This is a genomic window from Lysobacter stagni (assembly GCF_030053425.1).
Taxonomy (GTDB): Bacteria; Pseudomonadota; Gammaproteobacteria; order Xanthomonadales; family Xanthomonadaceae; genus Lysobacter_J; species Lysobacter_J stagni.
Window position 1 is genome coordinate 261,134 of record NZ_JASGBI010000002.1, and the last position, 26,367, is coordinate 287,500.

At 66.6% G+C, this 26,367-nt stretch carries 20 protein-coding genes; 7 read left to right on the forward strand and 13 right to left on the reverse strand.

Translation table 11 applies throughout. From position 1 onward, the window contains the following. The first annotated feature begins 35 nt into the window (after positions 1-35). The 5 genes from QLQ15_RS18125 to QLQ15_RS18145 all read left to right on the forward strand — a co-directional run bounded on the left by QLQ15_RS18125 (position 36) and on the right by QLQ15_RS18145 (position 5,652). Positions 36-935, forward strand: coding sequence for a CorC family transporter (locus QLQ15_RS18125; protein WP_283214297.1), 900 nt, complete (start codon positions 36-38; stop codon positions 933-935). 55 nt (positions 936-990) lie between these two features. Beyond that, positions 991-2,169 (forward strand): lipoprotein N-acyltransferase Lnb domain-containing protein, encoded by a 1,179-nt coding sequence (locus QLQ15_RS18130; RefSeq protein WP_283214298.1) that lies wholly within the window; start codon positions 991-993, stop codon positions 2,167-2,169. 38 nt (positions 2,170-2,207) lie between these two features. Then, positions 2,208-3,236 carry a magnesium/cobalt transporter CorA gene (gene corA, locus QLQ15_RS18135; RefSeq protein ID WP_283214299.1) on the forward strand — a complete coding sequence of 343 codons (1,029 nt, stop codon included), beginning with the start codon at positions 2,208-2,210 and terminating at the stop codon, positions 3,234-3,236. Between the two features lie 147 nt (positions 3,237-3,383). Next, the gene (locus QLQ15_RS18140) at positions 3,384-5,444 is read left to right on the forward strand and encodes a carbon starvation CstA family protein (RefSeq protein WP_283214300.1); all 2,061 of its coding nucleotides are present in this window, start codon (positions 3,384-3,386) and stop codon (positions 5,442-5,444) included. Then, on the forward strand, positions 5,428-5,652 hold the full coding sequence (locus QLQ15_RS18145; protein WP_283214301.1) for a YbdD/YjiX family protein: 225 nt from the start codon (positions 5,428-5,430) through the stop codon (positions 5,650-5,652). Before QLQ15_RS18140 ends, QLQ15_RS18145 begins: the two co-directional genes overlap by 17 nt. 235 nt (positions 5,653-5,887) lie before the next feature. Here QLQ15_RS18145 and QLQ15_RS18150 read toward each other — a convergent pair whose 3' ends face one another. The 3 genes from QLQ15_RS18150 to QLQ15_RS18160 form a co-directional block, all read right to left on the reverse strand. Further along, positions 5,888-7,129 (reverse strand): DUF819 family protein, encoded by a 1,242-nt coding sequence (locus QLQ15_RS18150; RefSeq protein ID WP_283214302.1) that lies wholly within the window; start codon positions 7,127-7,129, stop codon positions 5,888-5,890. Positions 7,130-7,168: 39 nt separating this feature from the next. After that, complete coding sequence (locus tag QLQ15_RS18155) at positions 7,169-9,238, reverse strand: alpha/beta hydrolase family protein (RefSeq protein WP_283214303.1); 2,070 nt, start codon at positions 9,236-9,238, stop codon at positions 7,169-7,171. A 136-nt stretch (positions 9,239-9,374) separates the two neighbouring features. Continuing rightward, complete coding sequence (locus QLQ15_RS18160; RefSeq protein ID WP_283214304.1) at positions 9,375-11,324, reverse strand: OPT family oligopeptide transporter; 1,950 nt, start codon at positions 11,322-11,324, stop codon at positions 9,375-9,377. A gap of 464 nt (positions 11,325-11,788) precedes the next feature. On the opposite strand from QLQ15_RS18160, the gene QLQ15_RS18165 reads away from it, so the two are divergent. Further along, a complete protein-coding gene (locus tag QLQ15_RS18165; RefSeq protein ID WP_283214305.1) occupies positions 11,789-13,558 on the forward strand; it encodes a peptide MFS transporter in 1,770 nt (589 codons plus the stop codon). Positions 13,559-13,636: 78 nt separating this feature from the next. Here the strand turns inward: QLQ15_RS18165 and QLQ15_RS18170 are convergent, their stop codons facing one another. The 7 genes from QLQ15_RS18170 to QLQ15_RS18200 form a co-directional block, all read right to left on the reverse strand. Further along, on the reverse strand, positions 13,637-15,631 hold the full coding sequence (locus QLQ15_RS18170; RefSeq protein WP_283214306.1) for an alpha/beta hydrolase family protein: 1,995 nt from the start codon (positions 15,629-15,631) through the stop codon (positions 13,637-13,639). 103 nt (positions 15,632-15,734) lie between these two features. Continuing rightward, positions 15,735-16,631: a dTDP-4-dehydrorhamnose reductase gene (rfbD, locus tag QLQ15_RS18175; RefSeq protein WP_283214307.1), complete on the reverse strand. Its 897-nt coding sequence runs from the start codon at positions 16,629-16,631 to the stop codon at positions 15,735-15,737. Then, entirely contained in the window at positions 16,628-17,185 is a 558-nt protein-coding gene (gene rfbC / locus QLQ15_RS18180; protein ID WP_283214308.1) for a dTDP-4-dehydrorhamnose 3,5-epimerase, read from the reverse strand. The genes rfbD and rfbC overlap by 4 nt, the downstream gene beginning before the upstream one ends. Then, entirely contained in the window at positions 17,182-18,066 is an 885-nt protein-coding gene (rfbA, locus tag QLQ15_RS18185; protein ID WP_283214309.1) for a glucose-1-phosphate thymidylyltransferase RfbA, read from the reverse strand. Before rfbA ends, rfbC begins: the two co-directional genes overlap by 4 nt. A gap of 59 nt (positions 18,067-18,125) precedes the next feature. Beyond that, on the reverse strand, positions 18,126-19,181 hold the full coding sequence (gene rfbB / locus QLQ15_RS18190) for a dTDP-glucose 4,6-dehydratase (protein WP_283214310.1): 1,056 nt from the start codon (positions 19,179-19,181) through the stop codon (positions 18,126-18,128). A gap of 60 nt (positions 19,182-19,241) precedes the next feature. Beyond that, positions 19,242-19,745, reverse strand: coding sequence for a single-stranded DNA-binding protein (gene ssb / locus QLQ15_RS18195; RefSeq protein WP_283214311.1), 504 nt, complete (start codon positions 19,743-19,745; stop codon positions 19,242-19,244). 391 nt (positions 19,746-20,136) lie between these two features. Next, complete coding sequence (locus QLQ15_RS18200) at positions 20,137-20,436, reverse strand: hypothetical protein (protein ID WP_283214312.1); 300 nt, start codon at positions 20,434-20,436, stop codon at positions 20,137-20,139. Between the two features lie 147 nt (positions 20,437-20,583). Between QLQ15_RS18200 and QLQ15_RS18205 the strand changes: the two genes are divergently transcribed. Continuing rightward, positions 20,584-21,597: a polyprenyl synthetase family protein gene (locus QLQ15_RS18205; protein WP_283214313.1), complete on the forward strand. Its 1,014-nt coding sequence runs from the start codon at positions 20,584-20,586 to the stop codon at positions 21,595-21,597. Positions 21,598-21,716: 119 nt separating this feature from the next. On the opposite strand, the gene QLQ15_RS18400 is transcribed toward QLQ15_RS18205, so the two are convergent. The 3 genes from QLQ15_RS18400 to QLQ15_RS18220 all read right to left on the reverse strand — a co-directional run. Then, entirely contained in the window at positions 21,717-22,718 is a 1,002-nt protein-coding gene (locus QLQ15_RS18400; RefSeq protein WP_432277867.1) for a fimbrial protein, read from the reverse strand. 150 nt (positions 22,719-22,868) lie between these two features. Then, the gene (locus QLQ15_RS18215) at positions 22,869-25,436 is read right to left on the reverse strand and encodes a fimbria/pilus outer membrane usher protein (RefSeq protein ID WP_283214315.1); all 2,568 of its coding nucleotides are present in this window, start codon (positions 25,434-25,436) and stop codon (positions 22,869-22,871) included. A 141-nt stretch (positions 25,437-25,577) separates the two neighbouring features. After that, the coding region (locus QLQ15_RS18220) for a fimbrial biogenesis chaperone (RefSeq protein ID WP_283214316.1) at positions 25,578-26,367 on the reverse strand (790 nt) is incomplete at its 5' end.

The window sequence follows — 26,367 nt, forward strand, 5'->3', positions numbered from 1 at the left end:
ACGCCCCCTTCCCCCCGGGCGCCTTCAAGAACCCAATGTCCGAGGACGACAGTAGTAGCTTCCAGCATTCGCCCGAGCTTCACGAGAAGCGCAACGAGCGGCGGCACCACGAGAAACCGCGCTCCTGGCTCGAACGCATCAGTTCGGTCCTGTCCGGCGAACCTTCCACCCGCGAGGACCTGGTCGAGCTGCTGCGCGACGCGCAGGCCGACGGGCTGATCGCTGCCGACACGCTGCGCATGATGGAAGGCGCGATCGCCGTGTCCGACCTCACTGTCGGCGACGTGATGATCCCGCGCTCGCAGATGGTCTCGTTGCCGGCCGACGCCAAGTTCCTGGAGCTCATGCGCCAGGTGGTCGAATCCGGCCATTCCCGCTTCCCCGTGCACGGCGAACACCGCGACGAGATCCTCGGCGTACTGCTGGCCAAGGACCTGCTGCGCGGCGTGGTGGCCGACAACGGCCCCGGCACCATCCACGAGCTGCTGCGCCCGGCGGTGCTGATTCCCGAATCCAAGCGTCTGAACGTGCTGCTGCGTGAATTCCGCCAGTCGCGCAACCACATGGCCATCGTGATCGACGAGCACGGCGGCGTCGCCGGCCTGGTCACCATCGAGGACGTGCTGGAGCAGATCGTCGGCGAGATCGACGACGAGCACGACGACGCCGAAGACCCCAATGCGCTGATCGCCGCACAGGCCGACGGCCAGTTCGTGGTGGACGCGCTCACGCCCATCGCGGATTTCAACGAGCGCTTCGGTGCCGATTTCGATGACGACGAATACGACACCATCGGCGGTCTGGTCACCGCCGCGATCGGCCACCTGCCCGAAGCCGGCGAGGAACTCACGCTGGGCCGCTTCGTCTTCCGCGTCTCCGGCGCCGACGCACGCCGCGTCCACGCCTTCCATGTCGGGGTGCTGGGTGACGCGTGACGTGACGGGACAGGGAAACCGGGAAATAGGGACTGTGAAAGGAAAGGCCGTCGGCGTGCGTTCCCGCTTCATCCTTCCCGCACTCCTGGCCCTGCTCGCGCTGTTCGCCGCACTGCCGGCATTCGCCGCCACCACACCGCGCGTCGGTGTGGTGACGATGCAGCCCGGCGAGATCTTCTTCGAACGCTTCGGCCACAACGCCATCGTCGTCGTCGAGCCCGACACCGGCGAGGCGACCTCGTACAACTTCGGCTACTTCGATCCGACCGAGCCGGACTTCATCTCGCGTTTCGTCCGCAACGACATGCGCTACCGCCTGGCGGCGCTGCCGTTCGAGCAGGACCTGCTGCAATACCGCGAGGAAGGCCGCGGTGTCAGCGTGCAATGGCTCGACATCACCCCGGAACAGGCGCGGGAACTGGCCGATGCACTGGCCGAGAACGCCAAGCCCGAGAACGCGTACTACCGCTACCAGTATTTCGACGACAACTGCTCCACGCGCGTGCGCGACGCACTCGACCGCGTGCTCGGTGGCGGCCTGCGCCGGCAGATCGAAGGCCGATCGCACGGCAACACCGCGCGCAGCGAAGCGGTGCGCCTGGCGTCGCCGGCCTGGTGGATGTGGCTGGGTTTCGACATCGGCCTGGGGCCGTCATCGGATCAGCCACTGCCGGTATGGGGCGAGTCGTATGTGCCGATGCGCCTGGCGGCGGCACTGCGCGAGGTGAAGAACAGCGAAGGCCGCCCGCTGGTCCTGGAGGAGCAGGAAGTGCTGCCGCATCGCCTGCCGCCCGAACCGCAAGGCGGGCCGTCGCGCTGGTGGCCGTGGGCGCTGGTCGGCATCGCGCTGGGTATCGCCGCGGCGTGGGCGGGACGCAGGTATCCGCGCGTGGTCGCCGCGGCCGCACTGCCGTTCTGGGTGCTGTCCGGCGTACTGGCCGTGGTGATGCTGTTCATCTGGTTCGGCACCGGCCACACCTACGGCTGGGCCAACGCCAACCTGCTGTTGATGAGCCCACTGTGCTGGCTGCTGCTGCCGGGTGCGTGGCGTGTACTGCGCGGGCGTGATGCCGGCACGTGGTTCCGCGGCACGCTCGCCCTGATCGCTGCCGGCGCCGTGCTGGCGCTGTTCGCGTACTGGCTGCCCGTGCAGCCGCAACGCAACGCGCACTGGATCGCGCTGCTGCTGCCGATCCACCTGGGCCTGCTGCAGGCCTTCCGCGCGCGACGCTGAGTCTTGCCGCGTAGGCATCGCGGGCGCAGGATTCGCGCATGAGCACGCCTGCCGAATCCCTGCCCGCCGCCGAGGCCCACCGCCACAACCTGCCCTCCTGCGTGGTCAATTGCGCCGTCTACGAGCGCGGCGGCCAGCGGCGCGAAATCGGGCTGGACGAGATCAGCGAAGTCCTGGCCAAGGACGACGACAACTTCATCTGGGTCGGCCTGTACGAACCGGCCGAGGAGATCCTCGACAAGCTGCAGGAAGAATTCTGCCTGCACGACCTCGCCGTCGAGGACGCCCGCAACGCACACCAGCGACCGAAGATCGAGACCTACGGCAACTCGCTCTTCATCGTCGTGCACACCGCGCAGAGCATAGACACCCACATCCGCTTCGGCGAGACGCATATCTTCGTCGGCCCGCGCTACCTCGTGACGGTGCGCCATGGTGCGTCCGCCAGCTATGCGCCGGCCCGCGCGCGCTACGAGCGCGATGCCGACGACCTCGCCCGCGGCCCGGGCGCGGCGTTGTACACGGTGCTGGACCTGATCGTCGACAACTTCGAGCCGATCGTGCAGGAGTTCAGCCAGGACCTGAACGAACTGGAGCAGGACATCTTCGCCGAGGAATTCCGCAGCGACACGGTGAAGCACCTTTACGACCTCAAACGCGAGCTCACACGCCTACGCATGGCGGTGTCGCCGTTGCAGGACATCCTCGGCCAGCTCGCTCGCGCACGCACGAACCTCATTTCCGAGGAAAGCCAGCTCTACTTCCGCGATGTGCTCGATCACGCCGTGCGCCTGAACGAGACGACTGACACCCTGCGCGAGATGCTGACGGCCGCGATGAGCGTCAACCTGTCGCTGGTGACGATCCACCAGGGCGAGATCGTCAAGCGACTGGCCGGCTGGGCGGCTCTGCTGGCCGCACCCACCCTCATCACCAGCTGGTACGGCATGAACTTCACGCACATGCCGGAACTGGAGGGACGCTACAGCTACTGGATCCTGATCGGGGTCGTGGTGGTGGCGTGCCTGGGGCTGTACGCCTTGCTGCGCCGGGCCAAGTGGCTGTGATGCCGTTCGCGGATCGGCGCAAGTCGCTGTAATCCCTGGGGATCGGGAGCCCGTTTAGACCAAAGTCTCAGGTGAGTTGACGCATTGCGCATTGACCCGGCGACCGCGCCGGCGCGACCCTTCGGTGATCCTTCCGGAGGGGATGTCATGAAAGGTCTGTCCTGGCTCGGCTGGGCCGCCCTGGCGGTACTGGCGGCGTTCTGTATCGGCACCATCGCCCTGCACCGCGGCGAGACCATCAGCGCGATGTGGCTGGTCGTTGCCGCGGTGTCCACGTTCACCATCGCATTCCGGTTCTACGGTCTGTACATCGCGCGCAACGCGCTGGGCATCGACCCGACGCGCGCAACGCCTGCCTGGCGCCGCAACGACGGCCTGGACTACGTGCCGACCGCCAAGAGCATCGTCTTCGGTCACCACTTCGCGGCGATCGCCGGCGCCGGTCCGTTGGTCGGGCCCGTGCTGGCCGCACAGATGGGCTACCTGCCCGGCACGTTGTGGATCCTGTTCGGCGTGGTCATCGCCGGCGCGGTGCAGGACATGCTGGTGCTGTTCTTCTCCACGCGTCGCGACGGACGCTCGCTGGGCGAGATGATCCGTGCCGAGATGGGGCCCGCCGCGGGCGTGATCTCGATGGTCGGCATCCTGATGATCATGGTGATCCTGCTGGCGGTGCTGGCGCTGGTGGTGGTCAAGGCGCTGGCCGAAAGCCCGTGGGGCACCTTCACGGTGGCCATGACCATTCCCATCGCGATCCTGATGGGCCTGTACCTGCGCTATTTCCGCCCGGGCCGCATCCTGGAAGTGTCGATCATCGGCTTCGTGCTGCTGATGCTGGCGATCTGGGGCGGCGGCCTGGTCGCCGCGCACCCGAGCTGGGGCTCGGTGTTCCACCTCAAGGGCACCACGCTGGCGTGGCTGATGATCGGCTACGGCTTCATCGCCTCGGTGCTGCCGGTGTGGTTCCTGCTGGCACCGCGCGATTACCTCTCCACGTTCCTGAAGATCGGCACCGTGCTCGTGCTGGCCATCGCCATCGTCTTCGCGATGCCCGACCTGCAGATGCCTTCGATGACCAAGTTCGTCGACGGCACCGGCCCGGTGTTCTCGGGCAAGTTGTTCCCGTTCCTGTTCATCACCATCGCCTGCGGCGCGGTGTCGGGCTTCCACTCGCTGATCAGCTCCGGCACCACGCCGAAGATGATCTCCAACGAACGCGACATCCCGATGGTCGGCTACGGCGGCATGCTCATGGAGGCCTTCGTGGCCATCATGGCGCTGATCGCCGCGTGCGTGCTGCAGCCGGGCGTGTACTTCGCGATGAACTCGCCCGCCGCGCTCATCGGCACCACGCCGGAATCCGCCGCCGCGGCCATCTCCAGCTGGGGCTTTGTGCTCACGCCCGACGTGCTGACCGCCACCGCGAAGGAGATCGGCGAGCAGACCATCCTCTCGCGCACCGGCGGCGCGCCCACGCTTGCGGTGGGCATGGCGCAGATCCTGCACGGGTTGATCCCGGGCGAAGGGATGATGGCCTTCTGGTACCACTACGCCATCCTGTTCGAAGCGCTCTTCATCCTGACCACGGTCGATGCCGGCACGCGCGTGGCGCGTTTCATGATCCAGGAGCTGGTCGGCCTGGTGTACGAGCCGATGAAACACACCGAAAGCTGGGTGAGCAACGTGGCCTGCACGCTGATCGCCGTCTCGCTGTGGGGCTATTTCCTCTACCAGGGCGTGGTCGATCCGCTGGGCGGCATCAACACGCTGTGGCCGCTGTTCGGCATCGCCAACCAGATGCTGGCAGGCATCGCGCTGGTGTTCTGCAGCGTGGTGATGGTGAAGATGAAGCGCGAGAAGTTCCTGTGGATTCCGCTGGTCCCGACCGCGTGGCTGCTGATCTGCACGCTGACCGCGGGCTGGCAGAAGCTGTTCCACCCGGATCCGAAGATCGGCTTCATCGCCAACGCCCGCAAGTTCGCCGACGCCGCCGCGCGTGGCGAGGTGCTGGCGCCGGCCAAGTCGATGGACGACATGTCGCGCGTGATCTTCAACAACTACCTCGACGCAGGCCTGTGCGCGCTGTTCGTCGCGGTGGTGGTGGCGACGGTGATCTTTGGCGTGAGCGCTGCGCTCAAGGCGCGTCGCACCAACGTGCCGACCGCGAAGGAGTCCGACTATGTCGCGCTCGATGCCATCGCCCGCTGACGCCGGCCGCGTGGCCCTGGACCTGCTCGCACGCTGGTGGCGTGCGAGCTGCCAGACCGCGCGGCTCGCGATCGGCATTCCCGACTACGACGTGTACGCCGCCCATGTGCGGCGCAACCACCCCGACCGCGAACCGATGACCCGCGACGAGTTCTTCCGTGAGCGGATGGATGCGCGGTACGGGAAGGGGCGCAGTCGCTGTTGTTGAGCGATATCGACAATAAAAGCATGGGCGCCGCGAGGCGCCCTCTTTTTTTGCCGCGAGTTGCGGTCTCGCCCAACTTCCTTCTCCCCTTGCGGAGAAGGTGGCGCGAAGCGCCGGATGAGGGGGGGCGCGAAGCGGGATGCCGGCGCATCATCGGAACACGCTGCGCGTGCCCCCTCTTCCGCCCTTCGGGCACCTTCTCCCGCAAGGGGAGAAGGAAAACCCAGCACCGGGACCCTCAATCCGCCAGCGACCGCAGAATCAACCCCAGCACGTACGCCAACCCCGTACCCGTCGCGTAACCCAGCGTGCCGAGCAATGCGCCCACCGGCGCGAGCGCGGGATGGAACGCGGAGGCAACGACCGGCGCCGACGCCGGCCCGCCGATGTTGCTCTGCGAGCCGATCGCGAAATAGAAGAACGGCACCTTCAGCAGGCGGCCGACCAGCCACAGCAGCAGGATGTGGATCGCCAGCCACACCAGGCCCAGCAGGTACAGCCACGGGCGGTCGAACAGCGCGATGATGTCCATCTGCATGCCGATGCTGGCAATGAGGAAGTAGAGCAGCAGCGTGCCGATGTTGGACGCGCCCGCACCTTCCAGCGTGCGCGCGCGGGTGAAGCTCAGGCCCAGGCCGACGAAGGTGGAGATCAGCACCACCCACACGAACGGCTCGTGCAGGCTCACGGCACGCGCCCAGCTCACGTTCGCGCCGAACCACGCCGACAACGGCGAGGCCAATGCATGCGCCAGACCGACCGTGCCGAATGCGATGCCGACGATGACCATGAAGTCCGTCAGCGTCGGCACGCGGCTGTGCTGCGCCTTGAACGCGGCCAGCCGCTCCTTCAGGTCGTCGATGGCGCGCGTGTCCGCACCGCTGCGCGCGTCGATGGACGCGGCGCGACCGGCGAGGAAGATCAGCACGGCCATCCACACGTAGCCCACGCCCACGTCGACCACGGCGAATTGGCCGAACGTGGTGGCGTCGACCTGGAAGATCTCCTTCATCGCCAGCATGTTCGCGCCGCCGCCGGTCCAGCTGCCGGCCAGCGCCGTCATGCCCGCCCAGGTGTCGCCGGCCACCGTTTCCGGATGCACGGCCTTGAACAGCAGGAACGCGAGGATGCCGCCCACCACCACGCTGATCGACGCGGTGGCGTACATCGCCACCAGTTTCGGGCCCAGGCGCAGCACGGCCTTCAGGTCGATCGACAACGTCAACAGCACCAGCGCCGCCGGCAGCAGCACGCGGCTGGCGACGGGGTTGTAGAGCTTGCTGTTCTCGCCGTCGATGATCCCGAAGGTGTTGAACAACCCCGGGATCAGGTAGCACAGCAGCAGGGCCGGCACGATCGCGTAGAACTTGCGGAACGCATGCAGCGACGAGGTCCAGAACACCGCACCCAGCGTCGCGGCGATCAGCCCCAGTACCACGATGTCGTTGGTGATCAGCGCGGTACCGGGTGCGTCGGGCATGGGCTCGTTCCGTAAGGTGGCGGGCGTGTCGTGCGTCGCTTACTGGCCGATGTGCTTCTTCAGCCAGGCGTTGACCGTGTCGTGCCACTGCACGCTGTTGGCCGGCTTGAGCACCCAGTGGTTCTCGTCGGGGAAGTACAGGAACTGCGACTCGATGCCCTGGCGCTGCAGCGCGGTGAACGCGCCGATGCCCTGCTCCACCGGAATGCGGAAGTCCTGCTGGCCGTGCACGACCAGCATCGGCACGCGCCAGTCGGCGACGTGATTGACCGGGTTGAACTTCTCGTAGTTCGACGCCTTGTCGATCGCCGTGCCGCCCTGCTCCCACTCGGTGAACCACAGTTCCTCGGTGGCGAAGCCCATCATGCGCTGGTCGAACACGCCGTCGTGGCTGACCAGGCACTTCCACGGCTCGTTCCAGTTGCCGGCGATCCAGTTGACCATGAAGCCGCCGTAGCTGGCGCCCAGTGCGCAGGCACGGTCGCCGTCCAGGAAGGAGAACTTCTGCAGCGCCGCGGCCCAGCCCTTCTGCAGGTCTTCCAGCGGGCGGTCGCCCCAATGCTGGCTGATGGCGTCAGTGAAGGCCTGGCCGTAACCGGTGGAACCGTGGAAGTCGATCATCACCACCGCGTAGCCCTGGCCCGCGTAGGTCTGCGGATTCCAGCGGTAGCTCCAGCCGTTGCCGAAGCTGCCCTGCGGGCCGCCGTGGATCAGGAACGCAACCGGGTACGTCTGGCCTTCGACGAAATTCCACGGCTTCACGACGAAGCCATGCACGGTGTCGCCGTTCCAGCCCTTGAAGCTGAACTGCTCGAAGTTGCCGAAGCTGACGTCGGGCAGTCGCTCGCTGGTGGTCTGCGTGATCGCGCGCAGCGGTGCGGTGGCATCGGCGCTGGTGGTGTAGAGCACGTCGCCGGTCTTGAGCGAGTTGCGCGTCAGCGCCAGCGTCGGGCCGGCGAGATCGATGGCGGAAATGCTGCCGTCGCCGACCAGCCGCTTCGCTTCGCCCGTGGCGATGTCCACCGCGAACAGCGGGTGCTCGCCCATGTCGGTCGCGGTGGTGTAGATGGTCTTGCCTTCATTGGCCAGCGTGATGTCGTCGGCCGAGCGGTCCCACTTCGGTGCGATCTCGCGCAGCTTGCCGCTGGCCAGGTCCAGTTCCATCAGGCCGAAGCGGTCGGCTTCGAAACCCGGGCGCTTCATCGCGCGGTAGTACAGCGTCTTGCCGTCGGCGCTGAAGGTGGCGCCCGTGTCCCACGCCGGATTGGCGGCGGTGAGGTTCTTCGCCGCGCCGGTGCCGTCGGCATTCACGCGGTACAGGTCGAAGTTGGTCGAGGTGGGTTCCTTCGCATCGGCGATGCGAGCGCTGAAGACCAGCGACTGGCCATCGGGCGCCCAGGTGTACTCGCTGCTGTCGCCGAACGGACGCGAGGGCACGTCGCCGTGCACGTCGCCGCTGACCAGCGTGGCCGTCGTCGCCGGCTTGTCGCCGAGCGTGGTCACGAACAGACGGTTCAGGCGGCCGTCGTTCCATGCGTCCCAATGACGGATGAAGATGCGGTCGAACACCATGCCGCTGTTCTTCTGCTTGCCACGCTCGTCCAGCTTCTTCTGCGAGCAGGCCAGGTCGGCCTTGCACTCGGCGAAGGTTTCCAGGTTGATCGCCACGCGCTTGCCATCGGGCGAAAGGCGGAAGCCACCCACGTCCGCACTGAACGCGGTGAGCTGCTTCGGCGTACCGCCGCCGGCGGGAATCGAATACAGCTGCGAGCTGCCCGACTTCGCGCTGAGGAAGTACACGGCCTTGCCATCGGGCGAGAACGCCGGCGAGTTGACGTTCCAGCCTTCCGGCGTGAGGCGCTTCGGCGGCGCGGCATCGCGCGCCATCAGGTCTTCGATCCACAGCGCGGTGGCCGCCTTGTTGGCGGCAACGTCGAGCACTCGCTTGGCGAACACCACGCGGCGGCCGTCCGGCGACAGCGTCGGCGAGGACACACGATCGAGGGCGACCATGTCGCGCACGTCGAATCCGCGCTGTGAGGCAAGTGCGGAGGTGGAACCGCAGGCCAGCATCAGGGCGAGCGGGAGTATGGCGTGGCGAGGTGTCATGGTTTCTCTCGGTATTCGACAACGTTGTGTGTGCCCGTCATCCCCGCGAAGACGGGGATCCATGGACGTTGCTTCGGAAAGAGGCACAACGTCCATGGGTTCCCGCCTTCGCGGGAACGACGACTTCATGAATGCATCAGGCGCCCGGCTTCGCGGTTTCCGCACCGCCGTTGCGCACACTCGTGCGGTACAGCAGCCACCCCACGAACGCGAGGATGGCCAGGCCCACCCACGGGCCCAGGTGCACGCCCAGCGACAGCACGTCGGCGCGACCGGAAACGACGATCGGGATCGCGATGAAGATGCCGGTCAGCGCTTCACCGGTAATCAGGCCCGCGGCGAACAGCGTGCCCGGACGATGCGCGCGGTCGCGATCGGCTTCGGGGCTGTCGATGGACAGTCCATGGCGACGCTCGACGATGTAGGCCAGCAGACCGCCGAGGAAAATCGGCACCATCAACTCCAGCGGCAGGTAGATACCGATGGCCGCGGCCAGCACCGGCACGCGGAAATGCGAGCGGCGCGACTTCAGCCATTCGTCGAAGGCGATGGTGAGCGCACCGATCACCGCGCCAATGCCGATCATCCCCCACGGCAGGTGGCCGCCGAACAGACCCTTGGCGACGGAAGCCATCAGCGTGGCCTGCGGTGCCGCCAGCGAGTTCGGATGCTGCGCCGTCGGCGGACCGATGCCGTAAGCCTGTGCCAGCAGGTTCAGCACCGGCGCCATGATCAGCGCACACGAGAAGGCGCCGATGCCCAGCATCAGCTGCTGCTTCCACGGCGTCGCGCCGACGATGTAACCGGCCTTGAGATCCTGCAGGTTGTCGCCGCCCACGGCCGCCGCGCAGCAGACCACCGCGCCGATCATGATCGCGGCCACCGGGCCAATGGGCGAATCGCGGCCCAGCAGCACCATCAGCACCAGCGAGGCGAACAGGATGGTGGCGATGGTGATGCCCGAGACCGGGTTGTTGGACGAACCGACCAGACCGGCCAGGTAGGCCGAGACCGACACGAACAGGAAGCCCGCGACGATCATGATGACGGTCATCGTGAGGCTGACGCCCCAGGTGCCGACGATGGCGTGGTAGAGCGCCCACAGCGGGATCACGAAGATCACCAGCGCGATCAGCATCCACTTCATCGGCAGGTCGCGTTCGGTTTCGGCCACCGCCAGGCCACCGCCCTTGCGCGCCGCAGCCAGGCCGGACTTGATGCCCGAGGCCAGCGAGTTGCGCAGCGAGAACAGCGTCCACATGCCGCCGATCAGCATCGCGCCCACACCGAGGTAACGCACCTTGGCGGACCAGATCGCGCCACCGATGTCGGCGGCCGACGCACCGGCGATCTGCGCGGCCAGCGCCGGGTCGGAATCGAGGAAGAACGCGTGGTAGATCGGAATGGCGAACTGCCACGACAGGATCGAACCCGACACCACCACGATGCCGATGTTCAGGCCGACGATATAGCCCACGCCCAGCAACGCCGGCGACAGGTTGGTGCCCATGTAGCCCAGGTACTTGCCGATCCAGCCCGAAGCGACCGCGTTGTCGGGGATCAGGCGCAGGCCGCTTTCGGCGGCCAGCTTCACCAGCGCGCCGAGCGAGGCGGCGACGCCGAGGATCTTGAGGCCCGGGCCCGGGTTCTCACCGGCCTTGAGGACTTCGGCCGCGGCCTTGCCCTCGGGGAACGGCAACGGCTCCTCGACGATCATCGAGCGGCGCAGCGGCACGGAGAACAGCACGCCCAGCAGGCCGCCCAGGCCCGCGATGCCCAGCACCCACCAGTATTTGAAATCGGGCCAGAAGCCCATGATCACCAGCGCCGGAATCGTGAAGATCACGCCCGCGGCGATGGACGAGCCCGCCGATGCGCCGGTCTGGACGATGTTGTTTTCCAGGATGGTGCCGCCGCCCAGCAGGCGCAGCACGCCCATGGAAACGACGGCTGCCGGGATGGCGGTGGCGATGGTCAGGCCCGCGAACAGACCCAGGTAGGCATTGGCGGCGGAGAGGATGACCGCCAGCACGACGGCCAGCAGGACAGCACGGAGGGTCAATTGTGGCGCTGCGGGTGAGGCCATCGGCGGCTCCAGGAGAACTCGGTCGGTCGAGCGGTCCCGGATCATCGCATCCGCCGGGCGCAACTGTAAAAACCTCGGCAAAACTGGCCAGAACGCGCAATTGTTGCGGCGGTGCAGCGATACGTGGGGGTATCGATGCGTCCATGGCGGCTACGCCGCGCCCCCTCTTCCGCCCTTCGGGCACCTTCTCCCGCGAGGGGAGAAGGAAAGTGCGACCAATGCTTTCACCTCTCCCCTTGTGGGAGAGGTCGACGCGCGAAGCGCGTCGGGAGAGGGGAGCGCGCGACAGCGCGAAGGCCGTCGGCTACGCCGCCACCCCTTCCGACCTTCGGGCACCTTCTCCCACGAGGGGAGGAGGAAAGTCTTCGTGTCGCAGGCAGCGTGTCGGAACGGGGCGCCACCGCGGAGAGAGTGAAGCCCACGGCGACCCTCCTATACTCGCCCGTCACCCTGCGGAGCCCGATGTGGCCACCACCGACCTACCTCTCGTCCGCGACCCGCGCGACGAACTATTCGGCCACCCCAAGGGCGTCTACGTCTGCTTCTTCACCGAGATGTGGGAGCGCTTCTCCTTCTATGGAATGAAGGCGCTGCTGCTGCTCTACCTGCTGCAGCACCACCGCTTCGGCGACCGCTCCGGCCTGGACGTGCTGGGCGCGTACGGCGGGCTGGTCTATTGCCTGCCCGTCATCGGCGGCCTGCTGGCCGATCGTTACCTGGGCATGCGCAAGGCGGTGGTGTTCGGCGGGCTGCTGCTGGTAGCCGGGCACCTGGGCATGGCGGTGGAAGGCCATGCGGCCTCCGTCACCGGTGGCACCGTGGTGCGCGATGAAGGTGCGCTGCGTGTGTTCTATCTGTCGCTGGCGCTGATCATCCTCGGCGTGGGCTTCCTGAAGCCCAACATCTCCACCATCGTCGGCCGCCTGTATCCGCAGAACGACCCGCGTCGCGATTCGGGTTTCTCGCTGTTCTATGCGGGCATCAACCTGGGCGCGCTGTTCGCCTCGCTGGTGTGCGGCTATCTGGGCGAGACGCTGGGCTGGCGATGGGGCTTCGGCGCGGCGGGCATCGGCATGCTGCTGGGGTTGGCGCAGTTCCTGTGGGGGCAGAAATACCTGCACGGCCACGCCGAGCCGCCGGATCCAGCGCGCCTGCGCGAACGGGTGTTCGGCCTGCCGCGCGAATGGGCGATCTACCTGGGCGCATTGATGGGACTGGCGCCGGTGGCCGGCCTGATGTGGGCGGTGGCCAACGGCCGCTTCGCGCTCGGTGGCGAAGTCTCGCTCGCGCTGGCGCTGATGATCCTCGTGATGCTGGTGGTGCTGGGCTGGTTCGGCTGGTTCGTGACGACGCACTGCACGCCGGTGCAGCGGCACCAGATGATCTCGCTGCTGGCACTGATCTTCATGGCGCTGGTGTTCTTCACGCTGTACGAGCAGACCTACGGTTCCTGGGTCACCTTCACCGACCGCATGCTGACCAAGGACGTGTTCCCCTCGCTGGTGATCCGCGAGGGCACGCCGTGGCCGTGGTCGACGATCTCGCTGCTGCTGGCGCCGCTGGCGTTCGTCGTCTCTGCGGCGTTGTCGGACCGACGTCCGGACTCACCGATGCCGAAGGTGCTGTTCGCCGGCGCGATCGTGACGATGCTGGTGTTCCTGCTGCGCGACTGCGTGGTGCTGCCGCAGACGGCGGGCTCGCTGACCTACCTGGGCGCGCTGTTCCTGGTGCTGCTGGCGCCGATGTTCGCGCGGCTGTGGGACACGCTGGACCGTCGCAATCTGGACCCGTCCAAGCCGGCGAAATCCGCACTGGGCCTTCTGTTCGCCGGCTTGAGTTTCGTGCCGTTGGCGTGGGCCGCGCAGCATGCGGGCGAGACAGGAACCCTGGCGAGCGTGTGGTGGCTGGTGCTGGCCTACCTGGTGCTGGAGATAGGTGAGATGTGCCTGGCGCCGGTCGGCCTGGCAGCGGTGACACAGCTGTCGGTGCGCAACGTGGTCAGCCTGATGATGGGCACGTGGTTCCTGGCCACGGCGTTCTCCGAAACGCTGGCGGCGCTGTTCGGCAAGCTGGCGGCGCTGGACACGCCCGAGGGCGCGGCACTCGATTTCGCGGTCGCCGGCGCCAAGTACGCCGACCTGTTCTGGCTGATGATGTGGATCGGCATCGGTTGGGCGGTGCTGGCCTTCATCGCCTCGCCGCTGCTGCGACGGATGATGCACGGCGTGAAATAGACGCTGGTGCCGTTTGATCGATGCCATACAGAAACGGCGCCCGAAGGCGCCGTTTCTTCTGTTGCATGACAGCCTGATCTACTTCGCGCCCTTCTCCGCCGTGCCGCCGCCCGTCGCGGCAACGCCGCCACCGAGGTTCTTCGACAGGAACGCAAGCAGGCGCGTGTAGAACTCGCGGCGATGCTCCTCGATGAAGAAGCCGTGGCCTTCGTTGGGGTAGTAGAGCGTTTCCACCGGCACATTGGCGCTGCGCAGCGCGCGTTCCATCATGCGGCTGTGCTCGATCGGCGCGCGCTCGTCCTCGCCACCCGCGGCCAGGAACACCGGCACCTTGATGCGTTGCGCCAGGCGATTGGGCGACACCGCGCCCAGGTCCTCGGACCGGCCTACCCATTCCTGCGACCAGTTGCCCCAGCGCACCAGCGTGCGCTTGTCGTCGGCCTGCATCTTCGGCAGGTCGTACACACCGACATAGCCCACGGCGCAGCGGTACAGGTCCGGCTCCTTCGCCACGCCCATCAGCGACGCGTAACCGCCGTAGCTGCCGCCGTACAGGCAGACGCGCTTGGCATCGGCGATGCCTTCGGCGATGGCCCAATGCGTGGCGTCGGTCAGGTCGTCCTGCATCTTGCCGCCCCACTCGCGGCCACCGGCCTGCTGGAACGGCTGGCCGTAACCACCGGAGCCGCGGTAGTTGAGCTGCAGCACTGCGTAGCCGGCGGCGGCCAACATCTGCGCTTCCGTATCGAAGCCCCACGCGTCCTGCACGCCGAACGGCCCGCCGTGCGGCAGCACCACCATCGGCAGGGTCTTGCCGTCGCTGCCCTTGGGCGTGGTCACGTAGCCGTGCAGCATCAGGCCGTCGCGCGCGCGCACCGTCACCGGCTTCATCGTCGCCTGCTGCTCGGGATCGAACCATTGGCGACGCGACAGCACGTGCGCGGCCTTCAGGCTCTTCACGTCGAACAGGTAGAAATCGCCGGGATTGCGGTCGCTGTAGACCTGCACCAGTGCCTTGCTGCCGTCGCTGGTCTGCGAGGTGATCTCCACCGCGTCGCCCTGGAACGCGCCTTCCAGGCTGCGCTGCAGGCGCGCTTCCTGCGAGGCGGGGTCGAAGAAGGCGGTGCGCGGGCGACCGTCGATGAAGCGCACGCCCACGGGAATGCGCGTGCCGTTGCGGTAGAGGATATCGGCCGGGTCCACGTCGTCGTCGCGCAACACTTCGGTGCGCTTGCGGGTCGCCAGGTCCATCGTAACGATGGCATCCGGTCCGTTGGGCTGCTCGACACGCAGGTACACGGTCGCATCGTCGGCGGAGAAGCCGACGGGATACTCGAACAGGCCGTCCTTCTGCTCCACGCGCAGGGTTTCCCACGCGGCATCGTCGTCCGCGCGGTAGAACAGGTGACGCACGTTGTCCGTGCCCGACCCCCAGGCGAAACGCACCCGCCCCTGGTTGTCGGTGGCGAAGCGGGCATTGCGGATGGGCGCGCTGGCGATGCGCAGCATGCGACCGCTGTAGAGATCCAGGCGTTCGACGGACGAATACGGATCGTCAGACGCGTACTTCTGCGCCGAGATCAACGTCGTCCGGTCGCCCACGCCGGGCACGTCGACCGGGAAACCCCAGATCTTCTCGTTGTCCTTCTTCGGCTTGATGTGCGTGCCCAGGCCGCCGTCATCGATGCGCTGGCCGAGCAGCAGTTCCTTGGCGCTGCCGTCGGCGTTCATCGCGAACAGCTCACCGGTCGGCATCGGGTTCTCGAGCGAGCCGTACTTGCGCGCCAGGCCGATCAGCAGACGCTGGGGGTTGACCCAGCGGAAGTCGTCGACGTGATTGTTCTGCGGCGGCGCGAAGTTGCCGATGATCTTGTCCGTGGCCTTGTCGATCACGACCAGGACCGTGCGGTCCTCCATCGGCACCGTCGCCGCGAGGTAATCCCCGTTCGGCGAGATCTTGAGGTCGGTGAACTGGTCCCGCTTCGTGTACGCGGCGACGTTCACATCGCCCGCCACGACATTCCCCGCCGGCGCGAACGCGAGTAGCGTCGCCAGCACTGCAATTGCTTTCATGTTTCCCCCCGAAAGACGTCCTTGGCATCCCGTCGGCACCCCGCGATGAGCGCGGCCCGAGGTTCGCCAAGCCTAGCCGATCAGGGACCGGCGTCGCCTGATTTCAGTTGGCGCGATCGGACAAGGTGCGATGCAGGGCGTCGCGCCAGTCGGGTAACGCCAGCCCGTATTCTCCGCGCAGGCGCGCGGTGTCCAGCACCGAATAGGCCGGGCGCGTGGCGCGCGTGGGGTACTCGGACGTGGCGATGGCGACCACCTTCGGGCGCCGGGCCAGAAGCCCCTGCGCGACCGCCTCGTCGAAGATGGCCTCGGCGAAACCGTGCCACGTCGTCTCGCCCGCAGCGACCAGGTGGCGCACACCGGATGCGGCGATGCCCTGGCGCAGGATCCGGGCCGTCGTTTCGGCAATGAGCCAGGCAGGTGTCGGGCAGCCGCGCTGGTCGGCCACCACGCGCAGCTCCTCGCGTTCGGCGCCCACGCGCAGCATGGTGCGAAGGAAGTTGTGGCCATGCAGGCCATAGACCCAGGCGGTGCGCAGGATCAGATGCCGTGCGCCGCTGCGGGCGATCCCCGCTTCGCCGGCCAGCTTGCTCTCGCCGTACACGCCGAGGGGGGCGGTTGGATCTTCCTCGCGGTACGGTCGCGTGCCGCGGCCGTCGAACACGTAGTCGGTCGAGTAATGCACCAGCGCTATGTCCTGCGCCGCGCAGGCCTGCGCCAGACGTGCGGGCGCATCCGCATTGGCGATGAATGCAGCCGCGCGATCGTCCTCGGCGCGGTCCACCGCCGTGTAGGCCGCGGCGTTGACCACGGCGTCGGGACGCAGACGCTGAACCAGCGGAGCGATGGCCTCGACGTCGGCCAGGTCCAGGCGTTCGCAGGCCGAGCCGTCATCGAGCTGGCCCGACCGCGTGGTGGCAATCACTTCGCCCAGTGGCGCGAGTGCGCGCAACAGCGCGTTGCCGACCTGTCCGTTCGCGCCGACGACCAGCAGCTTCATGGAACGTAGACCGGGAGGCGGTCTTCGGGAACCTCATCGAGGAACGGCGCACGCGCGTCCTTGTCGGACAGCGACACGTCGGTCATCGGCCAATCCACGGCCAGTCGCGCATCGTTCCAGCGGATGCCGGCATCGGCAGCGGCGTCGTAGGTGGCGGTGCACAGGTAGGTGAACACCGCGCGTTCGCTCAGCGTCACGAAGCCGTGCGCGAAGCCCTCCGGAATCCAGAAATGGCGCTTGTTCTCCGCGCTCAGCAGCACGGCAGTCCAGCGTCCGAAGTGCGGCGAGCCGCGTCGGACGTCGACTGCGACGTCCCACACCTCGCCTTCGACGACCGAGACGTACTTTCCCTGCGGGTTGGGCCACTGGTAGTGGAGGCCGCGCAGCACGCCGCGACGCGAAGACGACACATTGCCCTGCACGAAATCCGGGCTGAGACCGTGTTCGGCCAGCTTGTCGCGATTGAAGGATTCGAAGAAGAAGCCGCGGTCGTCGCCGAATACGCGCGGCTCGATCACCACGCACCCCGGAAGGTCGGTTTCGATGACCTTCACGGCACGCGCCCCCGTCCGACCAGGCTCAGCAGGTATTCGCCGTAACCGTTCTTCGCCAGCGGCCGCGCCAGCGCGTTGAGTTGATCGTCGCTGATCCAGCCGTTGTTCCAGGCGATTTCTTCGGGGCAGCAGACGCGCAGGCCCTGCCGTGCTTCGATCGTCTCGATGTAGTTGGACGCTTCCAGCAGCGACTGGTGCGTTCCGGTATCCAGCCACGCGTAACCACGGCCGAGCTGCTCCAGGTGCAGCGAGCCCTCGTCGAGATAGCAGCGGTTGAGATCGGTGATTTCCAGCTCGCCACGCGCGGAGGGCTTGAGCTCGCCGGCAAAGTCGCTGGCACGTCCGTCGTAGAAATACAGGCCGGTGATTGCGTAGTTGGAGCGGGGATGGGTGGGCTTTTCCTCCACGCCGACCACGCGACCGTCCGCATCGAATTCGGCCACGCCGTAGCGCTCGGGGTCGCGCACCCAGTAACCAAACACGGTGGCGCCAGTGTCGCGCTCATGGGCGCGTTGGAGCATCGCGGTCAGGCCGGGGCCGTGGAAGATGTTGTCACCCAGCACCAGGCAGCTGGGCTGCCCCGCCAGGAATTCGCGACCGATCAGGTAGGCCTGCGCGAGCCCGTCGGGGCTGGGCTGCACGGCGTATTCGATGCGCATGCCCCACTGCGAACCGTCGCCCAGCAGGCTGCGGAACAACGCCTGCTCATGCGGCGTGTTGATGATCAGGACTTCGCGGATGCCCGCCAGCATGAGCACGCTGAGCGGGTAATAGATCATCGGCTTGTCGTACACCGGCAACAGCTGTTTGCTGACGCCTTTCGTGATCGGATACAGCCGCGTACCCGAACCACCGGCGAGGATGATGCCCTTGCGATTCATGTGGATCCCTGTTGGAAAGTCCGCACCTTGCGATATGCGCGCTAACCAGCGCCGCCCTCTCAGGCGGCCTGGCCGATGCGTTCCAGGCGGTAGCTGCCATCGAGCACGCGCTGAACCCAGTCCTGATGCTCCAGATACCAGTCCACGGTGCGCGCGATGCCCTGTTCGAAGGTCACCGTCGGCGCCCACCCCAGCTCCTGCTGCAGCTTGGAGGCATCGATCGCGTAACGACGATCGTGACCCGGGCGGTCGGCGACGAACGTGATCAGGCTTTCACGCGCGCGGCCATCAGGCAGCGGCCGGCGTTCGTCGAGCAGAGCGCAGATGGTCTTCACCACCACGATGTTCTCTCGCTCGGCATCACCGCCGACGTTGTAGGTCTCGCCCACGCGGCCGGCCTCGAGCACGCGCGCGATGGCGGCGCAGTGATCACCGACGTACAGCCAGTCGCGCACGTTGCGGCCGTCGCCGTACACCGGCAGCGCTTCGCCTGCGAGCGCCCGCGCGATGATCAACGGAATGAGCTTTTCCGGAAACTGGTACGGGCCGTAGTTGTTGGAGCAGTTGGTGGTCAGGACCGGCAGGCCGTACGTGTGGTGGAACGCCCGCACCAGGTGGTCCGACGCTGCCTTCGAGGCGGAATACGGAGAGTTGGGCGCGTACGGCGTGGTTTCGGTGAACTTGCCGGTCTCGCCCAGCGTGCCGTAGACCTCGTCGGTCGAGACGTGCAGGAAACGGAACGCGTCGCGTGCCGCGCCCTCGAGCGACTTCCAGTAGTCGCGGGTCTTCTCCAGCAGGGACAGCGTGCCCACGACATTGGTCTGCACGAATGCCGCCGGGCCGTCGATGGAACGATCGACGTGGCTTTCCGCGGCGAAGTTGATCACCGCATCCGGGCGGTGTTCGCGCAGCAGGCGTTCGACCAGGGCGGCATCGCCGATGTCGCCCTGCACGAAAACGTGGTTCGGGTCGTCCTTGATCGAGCGCAGCGTGTCGAGATTGCCGGCATAGGTCAGGACATCAAGATTGACGACCTTCGCGCCGCGCCGAAGGGCGTCGAGCACGAAATTGCCGCCGATGAATCCGGCTCCGCCGGTCACAAGCCAGGTTGGCACTGGGTAAAGCTCCATGAATTGCGGGGGATGGTCTGGAGCGCCGCGTCCAGCGCGGCCTGATCAGAACGGGATGTCGTCGTCGGCGAAGTCGTCGGCGAAATTGCTGGACTTGGCCGGCGGCGCCTCGCGGCGCGGCGCGGCTTCCTGGCGCTGCGGCGGGCGCGCACTGCGTTCGCTGCGCTCGCCGCTGCCGCGGAACTCGCTGCGGCTGCCGCCGCCTTCGCCGCCCGGGCGGCCGCCCAGCATCTGCATTTCATCGGCGATGATGTCGGTGGAGTAACGCTCCACGCCGTCCTGGCCGGTGTACTTGTCGTAGCGGATCGAGCCTTCGACGTAGACCTGGCTGCCCTTGCGCAGGTATTCGCCGGCGATTTCGCCGAGCTTGCCGAAGAAGGTCACCCGGTGCCATTCGGTGCGTTCCTGGGTGTTGCCGTCACGGTCCTTGCGGACGCTGGTGGTGGCCAGGCGCGCCTTGGTGACGGCCATACCGCCCTGGGTGTACTTGGTTTCGGGATCGTCGCCAAGATTGCCGACCAGAATCACCTTGTTGATGCCGCGTGCCATGGGTTGTGCCTGCCCCTCGTGGTGGGATTGCCGCTGTGACGGACCCGCGGCCCGGCCGAGGGCCGGCGCCGCAGAAGAACAATTGATCATACCAGCCCGTCCGGTCGCCCCGGCGGCGCGGCACCGTCAGGAGATCGCCCACTCCCGCCCCGCCAATTCGCGCGTCGGGAAGCAATCGACGCGTGCGCCATGGGTCAGGAACATTCCCGTTCGCAGGTCGGCCCCACGCTGACCGCAGATGCCGGCACGTAGCCGGCCCGCGCGGCCGATCCTCGCGGGTTGCCCGGTGCCTTCGCCCGGCAGCGGTTCGTTGCAGGTTCGGCGCGAGGCGGCGCTGCTCACACGCGCCCCTGGCCAGGTCGCCCCACTGGCACGCCGAGCGCCGCCAGGCTCACGGCGTCCGCCACCGTATGCGCAAGGCCTTGGCATCGGCGCGGGCGTGGACCAGCGCCGGGGCGGCCTGGCGAAGCACCTCCTCGAAAGCGGCCTCCAGCGTGGGCTGGCTGCGACCCACGCCAAGCGCGGTGGCCAGGTACTCGTCGATCGCCCGGGCCACGGCCCGGAGCAGCGCGTCGCGCTGTTCGTCGTCCAGGCCGCGCAGGCGGGCATCGATCAGGTCCGCACTACGCGGTTCCGGCCAGCGCGGGATGACGATGGCCGGAATGGCGCCGGCGGTGCGGTGTGTCGACATGCGTCCTCACGGGATATCGATGCGCCCCCGCGCATCGGCCGCCAAGCGTCGTGCACGGCGATAAAGGCCACCATGGGAACCATCCGAAAAGGCCGGCGCACCGGCGCGGCCCCGTATAATCCGGGTCCCCATCGACGCGGTCCGATCATGCAGTCCAGTCCCGCCACCCTGGCCGTTCCCGACCTGGTCGCCATCCAGGCCCTCGCCCGCCAGGACATGGCCGCGGTGGACGCGCTGATCCGGCGACGCCTCGCATCGGACGTGGTGCTGATCAACCAGGTCGCCGAGTACATCGTCGGAGCCGGCGGCAAGCGGCTGCGGCCGATGCTGCTGCTGCTCGCCAACGGCGCGCTGGGCGGCGGCGGCGGACGCGGCCTCGGAGAGGATGTGCACCAGCTGGCCGCGGTAGTGGAGTTCATCCATACCGCCACGCTGCTGCACGACGATGTCGTCGATGAATCCGACCTGCGCCGCGGTCGCAAGACCGCAAACGCGGTGTGGGGCAATGCCGCCAGCGTGCTGGTCGGCGACTTCCTGTACTCGCGCAGCTTCCAGCTGATGGTCGAGCTGGAGCGCATGGCGGTGATGCAGATTCTCGCCGACACCACCAACCGCATCGCCGAGGGCGAGGTGCTGCAGCTGCTGCACGTGCGCAACCCGGACACCGACGAAGCCGCGTACCTGCGCGTGATCGAACGCAAGACGGCCGTGCTCTTCGCCGCCGCCACGCGTCTTGGCGCGCTGCTGGCCGATGCCGACGAGGCCACCTGCGACGCGCTGCACGACTACGGCCTCAACCTGGGTTACGCCTTCCAGATCGCCGACGACGTGCTCGACTATGCCTCCGACGCGGCCACGCTGGGCAAGAACCTCGGCGACGACCTGGCCGAAGGCAAGGCGACGCTGCCGCTGATCCACGCCATGCTGCACAGCGATGCGGCAACGCGCGGACGCCTGCGCCATGCGGTGGAACACGGCGACACCGATGCGCTGCCCGATGTGCTGGCAGCGATCAATGCCACGGGTGGTCTCGACTACAGCCGTCGCCGCGCGCAGGAATACGCGCAGGCTGCGGAGCGCGCGCTCGACGGCCTCGACGAGAACGACTACACCGCCGCGCTGCGCGGCCTGGCACGGTACGCGGTCAGCCGCGACCACTGAGCACGCCTGCGCCGCGCCATGCAGGCGCGGCTCCGTGGTCGCAGTCCAGATCCGGCGATGGCCCAAAAGAAAAGCGGCGGATAGCTCCGCCGCTTTCCATGCTCAGTGATAGCGCATGCTCACTGATAGCTCATCGTGAACGTGGCCAGTGCCGTCACTGTGCCGCTGCCGATCGTTGACGCGCTCTGCACATACCTCGCGCTCAGCGGGATATTCACCAATCCGTTGCCCGTCTGCGTCACGAACCACTGGTTGGGATTGCCTGCCGCGCTGGAATCCGGGCCATAGCTGACCGGCGTGGCGCCGTTGAGAATCTGGATTGCCACTCCGGTGGCAGTGGACGAAGGCGTCAAGGACAACTTGTCCGTTCGGTTGGCTGGGTTCGTCTGGTCCGTCAGAGTGATGTACATCCTGGTAGTCGTGCCTGGACTCCCACCACCGCAGTTCAGACCAATATTGAAATTCTGCGGGGCCCCACTCGAAGTGCCCACGCCGCTAAAGCCGCTAGCTGAGACGGCACTCATCGGCACCGAAATATCCGCCGTCGTCACAGCACAGGTTGGAACGTTCGGCTGAATTATGATCGGTCCATCAAGGCGAACCGAGACTACTTGCGACACGCCGTTCTCAGCGAACCATCCTGCGACCTCCCCCGTAATTGCCCCTCCCGCAGTAATGGGACCTGTCTTGACCACTTCAAATACCATCCTCTCGGCAGTAGCAATGCCGATCGTGCCGGCGGCGTAGTAACCCATATTCCATGGGTAGTATGGGAGGCTGGGCTCATCATCGTACTTGAACCTAAGCGACAGTCCCGCAATCCCGCTGGGATAAAGGTTCCCATTCGGCGTGCCAGTGGTACCACGGAGAATCATGTCTCCCGGCAGCGTGCAATTCGAGTACCCACCGGAGCTATACGTTGGCACTACTGCGCGATGGAGAACCGTCCCTACTGGAGCGTTGGCATTAAGGTTTGCAGCGTTAAACGCGGGAACATTGATGATCAGTATGTTTCCGGGGGCTGGCTCGTAGCCCCAGGTCACCTGGGTGCACGCAGCCCATGCTTCCGAAGGCAGAACCCAGACAATTAGTGAAAGAAGTAGAGCAGCGTATCTGGTCATGATTTATCTCCGACAGCGGCCTCTCGCGTCCGGCCACAGTGAATAGACTGGGTGATCGATGCCGACACTTCGGCACGCAGCGCGACTGCACGTTGCCGGTCGGCTGCACCTTGAGGCAGACCCGCATGCGCGGATGGACGAAGGGGGACCTCAATTGGCATGGCACCGACCCTCGATGGCTGACAGACCAGCCGGACCGGACGTCGCGGCACCGCTGCGCACGTCGAACGTGCAGTGACCGCTGTCGCTCCAGGTGACGGACAACTGGCCACCGTTCTCGTCGGACAAGCGGACGAACGCGCGGCCTTCCTGCCCGACGTAGCCAACCACTTTGCCCGCGCTTTCCTTTACCTCTGCGCCGAAGGGTACGGCCGTGCCGTCATCCTGGCTGAGCTGGAGCAACACGGCCTTGCCGCTTGCCGTCTTGAACTTGACGGGAATGATGGCCCCCGACCTCGGCACCACCTGGGCGCGCGCCTCTTCCAGTTCGACGTCGAACGACAGCCCGTGCGGGTCGAGCGTGACCTCGTTGCGGCGGTATGGCGTGAGGCTGCTCATCACCGCGTAACCACGCCGATCGATCTTGCTGACACCGTCCGACAAACGGGCGCCCTTGGCGTCCGCCGCGTTCAGGATCGCCATCGTCTCGTTGACTTGCGGCGCCAGCGTGATGCCACCGGAGTGAACCACCAGCCCGCCCTGTGCGGTGAGGCTGGCAGAGCGCGAGCCGGTGCCATAGGTGTACGCGCCGTTGACGGTACCGTACGCACCGCGCCAGCCACCATGGACGCCCACGCTGTCCTTGTTGCTGTCGCCGAAGTTGCCGGTGACACCGTAGTTGTACTGGTTGCGGGCACCGGCGATGCCATTGACGCGTGCCTGGACATTGTTGCCGTAGGGGTCTTGCGACGCGGCGACATCGAACATCGGCGCGCGGCCGCTGTGCGAATCTCTGCCCAGCGGCACGGTGAGCGCGAGGGAATAGGTGTTGTCGTAGTCACGGCCGGTATAGCGGGAGCGAGCCGCGTTGACGCCGAACGTCGCGCTGCGGAACCGCTTGCTCCAGCCGATCTGATAGCTGGTGTCCACATCGCGCCCGGACCAGTAGTCGTAGCGCGAACCGCTCACGTTCAACGTGCCCATGCTGCCCAGGTTCTGGCTCATGGTCACCGAGAAGCGATTCCGCTCCGGGCCGGCATCCCTGGGCAGACCATTCAGGCCCGTCGTACGGATCTGGTCGTCCCATTGCGCCGCGTCGTCCAGCGTGAGGTAGCCGCGGCTGGAATAGCGGTACGCCGCCAGGGCAAAGTTGGTCTGAGTGGAGGGGATGTTCTTGCTGTAGGTAGCGCGTGCCGAATAGCCGCTCTGGCTGCCCCGGCCTTCGCTGAAGTTCGCGCGCGAGCCGGTGACGTCCAACGACACCGCACCGACCGGCGTGTTGAACGCGGCGCCGACAACGGCACTTCGATATTTGTCGTGCTCGGTGGACTGGATGCCGCCGTACGCGGTCATCCAGTTATTGATGCCGCGCTGATAGGTGGCCTCGAGGAAGCTGGGCGCGCCGGACTTGAGCGAGTCGTTGCGCACCTCGCCGGCCACTGCCGAGTAGCGCGACGTGCCGGGACGCAGCAGTTGCGGAACCGCCGCGAAAGGAACGGTGAACGAGGCCTGGCGTCCGTCGGTCTCGGTGACCACGACTTCGAGGTCGCCGCCAAAGCCGGCCGGAGGCAGGTCCGTGATCTCGAACGGGCCCGGCGCAACGTTGATCCGATAGATGACGTATCCGGCCTGGCGGATTTCCACCGTTGCATTCGTCTGGGCGACACCACGCACGATAGGCGCATAGCCGGTCATCGAGTCCGGCAGCATGCGGTCATCGGTGGCCAAGCTGACGCCACGGAAGCCGAGCGAGTCGAAGATCTGGCCGGTCGTGAAGGTGTCGCCCACGGTCAACTGCGACCTGAGTCGATCGATGTCGTGCTGTGCGTAGGTGCTGATGCTGGTGAAGTCGGACTGACCGCCGCGGTTCCAGCTGTAGTACGACTGGTTGCGGATACGCCAGCCCGCCACGTTCAGACCGGTGTTCAGGCCAAGGTACGCCGACCGGGAGCTTCCGCCCACATCGTTGTCGGTGTTGGTGACGTTGAAGGAATATCCCAGGGTCAACGCGGTGACACCCCGATCCCACAGCTTGGGATCGACGTAGCCCTGCGCGTTGCGGCGCAGATAGATCTGGGGGATCGAGAGGCGCAACGACATGTCGCCGGCGTCGGCCAGGACTCGCGCGTCCGGAATCAGGGCTCGCAGGTCGAGGCACTCGCCGTCGAGCGCGACACCCTCGCCCTCCAGCTTGGCAGTGTCGACACCCACGGCATCGAGCAGGTCGATGGTGAAGCACGGCTGGATGTCGTCGCGTCCGTCCAGTGCCCTGAACAGGACGTCCTGGCGCGAGATGCGCGCGTCGTTGACGAAGACATCGACGGACTGGTTGCCGGGCAGGATGGGATTGCCGCGCTCGAAGCGGGACAGGTCGGCACCTGTCGAACCACTGAGGAAGGCAGAACTGAACTCGACGGACTGCGGGCCCGGCGACGGTTCCGGCGAGGGCGCCGCGAAGACAAGCACTGGGGTCGTGCCGAGTGCCGTCAGGATGGAGATCGTAAGCGCACGACGATTGGAGCGTCGGCTGGACCGCGAGAACGGAGCGAGAGGGGACATTGCAGTTACCGTTTGCCGTGGACGCCTCCTGCTGCTGCGCCTGGGCGCGCATTTCACGAGGCAAAGCTTCGCCAGGCCTCCCGGAGGAGGCGACTGGAATCAGGTTCTGGTGACCGGCTTACCGGTCGGAGTCGCTACGGATCAGCGTGAGTACGCTGCTTCTCCGTCGATGTAGGCGCCGTAGTCGTCAATGGCCCTGTACACGACCTTGCCGTTGTCGCTACCGCCCTTCAGCGGGAAGACTTCACGACCCTTGGCCGGACAGGTGCCGCCCTTGCCGATGCTCGTATCGGGCGCTGCGTCCTTCAGGCGGACTTCGGCCAGATTGACGTTGTAGGCCGTGCTGTTGCTGCATTCCATCGACAGCTCGCCCTTGTCGCGCACCAGGCGCCAGGTGACCTGCTTGATCGAGCTGGCCGGATCACCCAGCAACCCGACCGGACGGTAGAGAATCTTGACGCGGGTACGAACTGCAAACTGCAGATAGTTCTTCGTGTCCTCACCCGGCTTCGGCGAGATCTCGAGCACGTTGAGCCAGAAGATGGATTCACGATCTTGCGGCACGTTGCCACCGGTGAACAGGATGCGCAGCGCCTGTCCTTTGCCCGGGTCCACTCGCGAGAGCGGCGGCGTCAGGATGAACGGAGCCTTGGCGGTTTCGGCGGTGGCTTTCGCATCGCCATCGTCGATCCACGCCTGCACCATGCGGGGCGTATCGCCCACGTTGTTCATGTGAACGGTGACTTCCCGTTCGTTCGCAGGGTAGATCACGCGCGTGCCGACCAGCTGCATGCCCGCGTGGGCCGCCGAGAAGCACCCCACTGCCGTCATCATCAAAGCAAGGGTTGTCTGATAGAAGAGTTTCATGGGGGAATCTCGCTGCAAAGCTGGACCGCGAAAGGAGCGGTGGTGCCGGCCACGCCGGCACCAC

Bases quoted from the DNA above. Each gene is read 5' to 3' on its own strand.
- QLQ15_RS18125 (WP_283214297.1), top strand. From the start codon at position 36: ATGTCCGAGGACGACAGTAGTAGCTTCCAGCATTCGCCCGAGCTTCAC.
- corA (WP_283214299.1), top strand. From the start codon at position 2,208: ATGAGCACGCCTGCCGAATCCCTGCCCGCCGCCGAGGCCCACCGCCAC.
- QLQ15_RS18140 (WP_283214300.1), top strand. From the start codon at position 3,384: ATGAAAGGTCTGTCCTGGCTCGGCTGGGCCGCCCTGGCGGTACTGGCG.
- QLQ15_RS18145 (WP_283214301.1), top strand. From the start codon at position 5,428: ATGCCATCGCCCGCTGACGCCGGCCGCGTGGCCCTGGACCTGCTCGCA.
- QLQ15_RS18150 (WP_283214302.1), bottom strand. From the start codon at position 7,129: ATGCCCGACGCACCCGGTACCGCGCTGATCACCAACGACATCGTGGTA.
- QLQ15_RS18155 (WP_283214303.1), bottom strand. From the start codon at position 9,238: ATGACACCTCGCCACGCCATACTCCCGCTCGCCCTGATGCTGGCCTGC.
- QLQ15_RS18160 (WP_283214304.1), bottom strand. From the start codon at position 11,324: ATGGCCTCACCCGCAGCGCCACAATTGACCCTCCGTGCTGTCCTGCTG.
- QLQ15_RS18170 (WP_283214306.1), bottom strand. From the start codon at position 15,631: ATGAAAGCAATTGCAGTGCTGGCGACGCTACTCGCGTTCGCGCCGGCG.
- rfbD (WP_283214307.1), bottom strand. From the start codon at position 16,631: ATGAAGCTGCTGGTCGTCGGCGCGAACGGACAGGTCGGCAACGCGCTG.
- rfbA (WP_283214309.1), bottom strand. From the start codon at position 18,066: ATGAATCGCAAGGGCATCATCCTCGCCGGTGGTTCGGGTACGCGGCTG.
- ssb (WP_283214311.1), bottom strand. From the start codon at position 19,745: ATGGCACGCGGCATCAACAAGGTGATTCTGGTCGGCAATCTTGGCGAC.
- QLQ15_RS18200 (WP_283214312.1), bottom strand. From the start codon at position 20,436: ATGTCGACACACCGCACCGCCGGCGCCATTCCGGCCATCGTCATCCCG.
- QLQ15_RS18205 (WP_283214313.1), top strand. From the start codon at position 20,584: ATGCAGTCCAGTCCCGCCACCCTGGCCGTTCCCGACCTGGTCGCCATC.
- QLQ15_RS18400 (WP_432277867.1), bottom strand. From the start codon at position 22,718: ATGACCAGATACGCTGCTCTACTTCTTTCACTAATTGTCTGGGTTCTG.
- QLQ15_RS18215 (WP_283214315.1), bottom strand. From the start codon at position 25,436: ATGTCCCCTCTCGCTCCGTTCTCGCGGTCCAGCCGACGCTCCAATCGT.